The sequence below is a fragment of the Moraxella sp. genome, assembly GCF_024227015.1.
GTDB lineage: Bacteria > Pseudomonadota > Gammaproteobacteria > Pseudomonadales > Moraxellaceae > Moraxella.
Genome location: NZ_JAAELD010000391.1, coordinates 1 through 7140 on the forward strand (window position 1 = coordinate 1; position 7140 = coordinate 7140).

Genomic DNA, 7140 nt, shown 5'->3' on the forward strand with positions numbered 1-7140 from the left:
ACGGCATTGGAAGTTTAATTTTAAATCATCTTGCCAGTCATTGTATCGAAAAACAAGCTGAGAGAATTTTGCTTGAGGTACGAGCGGATAATCTTGCAGCGATTGCGTTATATAAAAAATTCGATTTTCATCAAATTGACACAAGAGTCAGCTACTATCAGGACAAAAAAATGCACCAAAAAATTGATGCGTTGATTTTCCAGAAATTGCTTTAGGGCTTGATTAACAGCCATCATCAACAATAAGCACGGTGGTTTTTCCAACTCTTTCAAATCGTGCTATGTGACGTGGATCGCCGCAGATATCCCCTTCATATTTAAACTTTACCTTCTTAACTAGAGAGTTGTGCTGAGAGAGGGTCATGGGCGCAAACGTAGCATAAAAAGAGGTACCGTCACATTCGTAGCAGTATAGATCATAGTTAAGGCTTTTTAGGGGATAGCCGTATAAGGTGGCATTCTTTAACGGAATAATGCCTTTTAATATCGGACCCTCGTTTTCTTTGCCCTTGATGAACTTCGCAGGCATCATGTCTTTTCGATAAGGCTTTGGAATAGAAGTATAGGTACCTTGTCTGGCTTCTTTGGTTAGAGGATTGGGTTTGGGGATGTCTTCAAATATGCTTTGTCTTATTGTCCATGTTATGTCATCATCATTGTCGTTTTTGCCGACTTGTAAATGCTCAAAGGCAGGCGTCCAGTCGGCGGCTTGGGATGATGTGGCGGCAGCCAAAGCTGCCAATAAAAGATATTTTTTCATGACAATCCTTGCTTATTAAATAAAAAAGTAGCTCATGCTGATGAGCTACTTTAGATAAATTATTTTTTCTTGGCTGGACCGAGTAACATGCCCATTTGACGACCTTCGACTTTTGGCGCTTGTTCAACACTGGCGATCTCTTCGGTGTCTTGAATGATGCGCTCAAGCTGTGCTTTACCGATCTCTTGGTGCGCCATCTCACGTCCACGGAAACGGATAGAAACTTTGACTTTATCCTTGTCTTCCAAGAACTCAACGATTTTGCGAAGTTTGACTTTATAGTCAGCTTCTTCGGTGCCAGGACGAAGTTTGATTTCTTTAACTTGCGTCTGTTTTTGGTTCTTTTTGGCTTCTTTTGCTTTTTGTTTTTGGTCGTACAAGTAGCGCTTGTAGTCCATGATTTTGCAAACAGGGGGCTTGGCATCAGCAACGATTTCTACCAAATCAAGATTAGCGTCACCGGCAGCTTGTAGGGCATCTGCCAAACTAACTACACCAAGTTGTTCGCCGTCTTCTTTGACCAGACGGACTTCTTTAGCGCGAATCTCTTCATTCACATTTAAGCGGTTGGACGGTTTAATGGGTAATACTCCAAATAAAAGATAATTTTGTATTCTACTTAAAAAGTGTGTGGATTTCAAGGGGTCTATTAATAAAACCCATTCAGTTGATGAATGGGTTCTGATTTAATAAGCGCAGAATTGAATATCGCCGTAATATCCGCTATTGTCCATAGGTCTTAAGGCGATAGTATATTTTCCTTTTGTTGTGGTATTATAATAAACCTCATCTTCGCCCTCCCAATTAGCAACCTTTAACGTTCTGCCTTTTGGATCTTTTACGGTTGGATCAATAAGATACAAGCCTTTGATTTCAAGTGTTTGGTTTCCACCAAGTTGCATGGTAAAGGTTTTACCCTTAAAATTACCTGAGAAGCTGCCGCAATAACTGCCTTTGGCAAACTTGATCGGTACAGCATTGGCAAAACTTTGACTGCTCATGGCAAGTAAAGTACAAACAGCGACTACCTTTAATGTTTTCATAGATTTTCCTTAAAAAATTAAGTGTTATTTATTTTATCAGAAAATTAAAAATAAAAACAATATTTAATCAAAACCCATTCAGTTGATGAATGGGTTTTTAGGTTACTCAGCCCTAGCTTCTACTCTACCTCTTAACGCAATCGCGCCTTCAAGGTGCTTGATGAAGTCTGCCACGCTCATGCTGCCTAAGTTCTCGCCTTCGCGGGTACGCACATTAACCGTGCCAGTTTCAACTTCTTTGTCGCCTAGCACCAGCATGAATGGGATGCGTTCTAGGGTGCGTTCACGAATCTTAAAGCCGATTTTCTCGTTGCGAAGGTCGCTTACGGCACGGAATCCTGCAGCTTTAAGTTCTTCTACGACGCTCTCGCAGGCATCAGCTTGCTTGTCGGTGATGTTCATCACGACCGCCTGAGTAGGCGCAAGCCAGGCTGGGAACCAACCTGCATAATGCTCGATCAAGATGCCGATGAAACGTTCGAATGAACCCAAGATCGCACGATGCAGCATGACGGGGCGTTCACGCTCGCCTTGCTCGTTGATGAACTCGGCATCTAGGCGTTCAGGCAGGTTGAAGTCAAGTTGTAACGTGCCACATTGCCATTCGCGATTTAGGCAGTCTTTTAGGGTGAATTCGATTTTTGGACCGTAGAAAGCGCCTTCGCCTTCTTGTAATTCCCACTCAAGTCCTGCGGCGTCTAACGCATCGCCAAGGTCTTTTTCTGCCAAATCCCAAAGCTCATCAGAACCGACGCGTTTTTCTGGGCGGGTAGAGAGTTTCATTAGGATGTTATCAAAGCCAAAGTCTTTATAGACGTTCAAAGTCATCTTAATAAAATCAAGAGCTTCGGTGCGGATTTGGGCATTAGTACAGAAGATGTGTGCATCGTCTTGGGTGAAGCCGCGCACGCGCATGATACCATGCAATGCGCCAGATGGCTCATTACGGTGGCATGAGCCAAATTCAGCAAGGCGTAGAGGTAGATCACGATAAGACTTCAAGCCTTGATTAAATACTTGTACGTGACATGGGCAGTTCATCGGCTTGATGGCGTAATCACGGTTCTCTGATGCCGTGGTGAACATGTTTTCTGCATAGTTTTCCCAGTGGCCAGACTTCTCCCACAGGCTTCTGTCCACGACTTGTGGAGTTTTGATTTCAAGATAGCCGTGGTCTTGCTGAACTTTACGCATGTACTGTTCAAGCACTTGCCAGATGGTCCAGCCATTAGGGTGCCAGAACACCATGCCAGGTGCTTGTTCTTGTAGGTGGAACAGACCCAGCTGCTTACCGATTTTACGGTGATCACGTTTTTCGGCTTCTTCGATGCGCTCGATGTAGGCTTTAAGTTCTTTTTTATCTGCCCATGCAGTGCCATAGATGCGCTGCAATTGTTCATTCTTGGCATCGCCACGCCAATACGCACCACTCATCTTGGTGAGTTTGAATGCTTTTAGGAATCGGGTGTTTGGCACGTGTGGGCCGCGGCACATGTCGATGTATTCTTGGTGATAATACAGACCCATGTGTGTCTCATCCGGCATGTCTTCTACTAGGCGAAGCTTGTAGGTTTCACCACGCTCAGAGAAAGTTTTGATGACTTCATCTCTTGGAGTCATTTTTTTGATGACCTCATAATCTTGGTCGATGAGCGTCTTCATGCGTGCTTCGATGGATTGCATGTCTTCGGGTGTAAAAGGGCGCTCGCTGTAGATGTCGTAATAAAAGCCGTCTTCAATGACAGGACCGATGACCATTTTTACTTCAGGATATAGCTGCTTGACAGCGTGACCTAGAAGGTGAGCGCATGAGTGGCGAATGATTTCAACCCCTTCAGCGTCTTTGGCGGTGATGATTTGTACGGTCGCGTCCGTCGTGATCGGATCGCTTGCGTCCACCAATTTGCCATTAACACGCCCTGCGATGGTGGCTTTGGCAAGCCCTGCACCGATGTTTTGAGCGATTTGCATGACAGTAGTTTCACCGTCAAACTCTCTGACGCTGCCGTCAGGTAGGGTAATTGCAACCATAAAATTTCCTAAATAATAGTCAGGCTAAAATAATAAAAACATTTTATTATATCAAAATTTATGCCCAACACCAAGATAACTGACATTGATTTAAAAAATTGTACTTAATCTTTATGTATTTAATGACCGCCAATCATTTACAATCGATGTGCTTTTTTGTATGATGCGCAATATAACCATGATAATTCAATGGGTATGATGTGTTGATATAAAGTAACTTGACAGCTTTTATAATAATGCGTATCATTATCATTTGATAGTTGAGCAAGTCTTGCGGTTAATATTAACTGATTAAATCTTGTCCTCAGTTGCTATTATTTAAGCCATTATTGGTTATTGTATTCTTGAATTTATTTTAATGGATGTGGTTATGAAACTTTTTAAAACTTTAACAGCGTGCTTTGGGCTTTGTGCTGTTTTGACGGCGTGTGATAAGCCTTCTGATGAAGCGGCATCTACGCAGACCCAAACCGACAAAATGACGGTGGTAACGACCTTTACCATTATCGAGGACATCGCCCAAAATGTCGCAGGGGAGGCAGCAGACGTGGAGTCCATCACCAAGGCAGGGGCGGAGATTCATGACTATGAGCCGACCCCAAAGGACATCGCCAAGGTTAAAGAGGCCGATTTGATTTTGTACAACGGCATGAATTTGGAGCGTTGGTTTGAAAAGTTCTACTCGGACGCCAAAGATATTCCTGCGGTGGTGGTAACGGACGGTATCACGCCCATACCGATTAAGGCAGGCTCATATAAGGATTTGCCAAACCCGCACGCTTGGATGTCCACGTCCAATGCCTTGATTTATGTGGAAAATATCAAAAACGCATTCATCACCCACGACCCAAAAAACAAAGACGTGTACATCAAAAATGCCGAAGCGTACGCCCAAAAAATCAAAGCCATGGACGAGCCACTTCGTGCCAAACTTGCCCAGATTCCTGAAAATGAGCGTTGGCTCGTTACGTCAGAAGGGGCGTTTAGCTATCTTGCCAAAGATTATGGGCTAAAAGAAGCCTATCTGTGGGACATCAACGCCGAGCAACAAGGCACGCCCCAGCAGGTCAAGGCTCTGATTGACACGGTCAAAACCAACAAAATCCCTGTGGTATTTAGCGAAAGCACCATTTCGGACAAACCTGCCAAACAAGTCGCCAAAGAGACAGGGGCAAACTATGGCGGTGTCTTTTATGTGGATAGTCTAAGCGAAAAAGACGGTGCAGTGCCAACGTATCTTGACCTACTGAACGTAACGGCAAGTACGGTGGTAAAAGGGTTTGAAGACGCAAAAGCTCAAAAATAACGAATGAATAATTTGGCAAGATGAGTACTATTGTCTTGCCAAATTTTTGATTTAGAAAATATACAAATTGAGCAAGTTTTTATATTTTCTAAATTAATCATTGAAGAATGTATGACACACACTCACAATTTGACTGCCAGCATTAGCGTTCAGGAGTTGTCCGTGCGTTACGCCAACGGTCATCACGCCCTTTTTGACATGAATTTTGCCTTAACAGGTGGGACGACTTGTGCCTTGGTTGGGGTAAACGGCTCTGGCAAATCCACGCTGTTTAAGTCTATTATGGGACTGATTAAACCCCAATCAGGGCGGATTTTGCTCTCTGGTTTGTCCATTAACACCGCCCTAAAACAAAACCTTGTCGCCTATGTTCCCCAAGCCGAAGAAGTGGATTGGCAATTTCCTGTGTCGGTCTATGATGTTGTGATGATGGGGCGGTATGGCTATATGAATTTTTTGCGACTGCCCAAGGCAACCGACCGCCAAAAGGTGGCGGACGCCATGGCTCGGGTGGATATTTCACATCTAAAAGACAGGCAAATCAGCGAGCTGTCAGGCGGTCAAAAAAAGCGGGTTTTTTTGGCGCGCTCGCTTGCCCAAGAAAGCAAAATTATCCTGCTTGATGAGCCGTTTACGGGCGTTGATGTCAAAACCGAAAAAGCGATTATGGCGTTGCTTGACGATTTACGAAGCGAAGGGCATTTGATTTTAATCTCCACGCACAATTTGGGGACGATTCCAGAATTTTGCGACCAAGTGGTGATGATAAATCGCACCGTGCTGGCAAGCGGTACAACCAAAGAGACCTTTACCCAAGAGAATTTGCAAAAGGTATTCGGTGGCGTGTTACGTCAAATTCGCTTGACGGGTAAGGATTTACATGATGACGATGATAGTCGCGCCGTTACGATTTTGGCGGACGATGAAGTGCCTGCGGTGTTTTATGGGGTGCATGATGGCACGCCTGAAAGCACCCATTGCGATGAGACCGCACAAGCAAGCCGTGTGGGACAAGTGAACATGAACACCCCCAAACAACGCCAAAACCTGCCCCAAAACCCAAATGCCGACAGCGTACAACTCTACAACCCAAAAACCAGCACCACAACGCCCAGCCCCACGCCAAATTCAAATCTAAAAAACCCTAATAAGGACACGCCATGAGTGAGCTTCTTGCACTGCTTGCCGAGCCGTTCGCCTATGAATACATGGTAAAAGCGATGGTGCTGTCGTCTGTGGTCGGTGGCGTGTGTGCGTTTTTGTCGGCGTATTTGATGTTAAAGGGTTGGTCGCTTATTGGCGATGCCTTATCTCATGCGGTCGTGCCGGGGGTGGCGATTGCCTATGCACTCGGCTTGCCTTATGCGATTGGGGCATTTTTTTCGGGGATATTGGCGTCTTTGGCGATTTTGTGGGTTAAATCTTTGACAAACCTAAAAGAAGATGCAGTGATTGGCTTTATTTTTACCACGTTTTTTGCGTTAGGGCTGTTTATCATCTCTATCAATCCCACGTCTGTCAATGTTCAAGAGATTATTTTTGGCAATATTTTGGGCATTAGTGATACCGACATGATACAAGTGGGCATTGTCATGGCGGTGTCGCTTGGTTTTTTGCTCGTTTTTTGGAAGGATTTACTGCTTGTCTTTTTTGATGAAATTCACGCCAAATCGGTGGGGCTGTCGCCCAAAGTGTATCAAGTACTGTTTTTTAGCCTGCTGTCTGCGTGCGTGGTGTCGGCACTGCAAACGGTGGGGGCGATTTTGGTGATTGCGATGGTCATCACCCCAGGGGCAACGGCTTATCAGCTCACCGACAGATTTCGTCCGCTTATCCTCATCGCAGGATTGTTGGGCGTAACCACAAGCGGGCTTGGCGTGTATCTAAGCTACTATCTAGACGGGGCGACAGGGGGTGTGATTGTGTCCTTGCAGACAGCATTGTTTGTGCTGGCATTTTTGTTTTCGCCGAAGTTTGGACTTTTAAGACAAAAGAAGTTGG

8 protein-coding genes are annotated in these 7140 nt (G+C 44.8%); 4 read left to right on the plus strand and 4 right to left on the minus strand.

The window, feature by feature from the left end:
- A partial coding sequence (locus tag GY683_RS08975) for an N-acetyltransferase (RefSeq protein ID WP_297288401.1) occupies nt 1-215 on the plus strand: 215 nt, incomplete at its 5' end.
- Between the two features lie 7 nt (nt 216-222).
- On the opposite strand, the gene GY683_RS08980 is transcribed toward GY683_RS08975, so the two are convergent.
- The 4 genes from GY683_RS08980 to thrS form a co-directional block, all read right to left on the minus strand.
- Nucleotides 223-759, minus strand: a complete 537-nt coding sequence (locus GY683_RS08980; protein ID WP_297288402.1) for a hypothetical protein — start codon at nt 757-759, stop codon at nt 223-225.
- A 59-nt stretch (nt 760-818) separates the two neighbouring features.
- Nucleotides 819-1316 carry a translation initiation factor IF-3 gene (infC, locus tag GY683_RS08985; RefSeq protein WP_297288403.1) on the minus strand — a complete coding sequence of 166 codons (498 nt, stop codon included), beginning with the start codon at nt 1314-1316 and terminating at the stop codon, nt 819-821.
- Between the two features lie 129 nt (nt 1317-1445).
- A complete protein-coding gene (locus tag GY683_RS08990) occupies nt 1446-1802 on the minus strand; it encodes a hypothetical protein (RefSeq protein WP_297288404.1) in 357 nt (118 codons plus the stop codon).
- Between the two features lie 102 nt (nt 1803-1904).
- Nucleotides 1905-3833 carry a threonine--tRNA ligase gene (gene thrS, locus GY683_RS08995; protein WP_297288405.1) on the minus strand — a complete coding sequence of 643 codons (1929 nt, stop codon included), beginning with the start codon at nt 3831-3833 and terminating at the stop codon, nt 1905-1907.
- A gap of 370 nt (nt 3834-4203) precedes the next feature.
- On the opposite strand from thrS, the gene GY683_RS09000 reads away from it, so the two are divergent.
- From GY683_RS09000 to GY683_RS09010, 3 genes are all read left to right on the plus strand, one after another.
- A complete protein-coding gene (locus tag GY683_RS09000) occupies nt 4204-5139 on the plus strand; it encodes a metal ABC transporter substrate-binding protein (RefSeq protein ID WP_297288406.1) in 936 nt (311 codons plus the stop codon).
- Nucleotides 5140-5250: 111 nt separating this feature from the next.
- A complete protein-coding gene (locus GY683_RS09005; RefSeq protein WP_297288407.1) occupies nt 5251-6303 on the plus strand; it encodes a metal ABC transporter ATP-binding protein in 1053 nt (350 codons plus the stop codon).
- The coding region (locus GY683_RS09010) for a metal ABC transporter permease (RefSeq protein WP_297288408.1) at nt 6300-7140 on the plus strand (841 nt) is incomplete at its 3' end. The genes GY683_RS09005 and GY683_RS09010, both read left to right, overlap by 4 nt.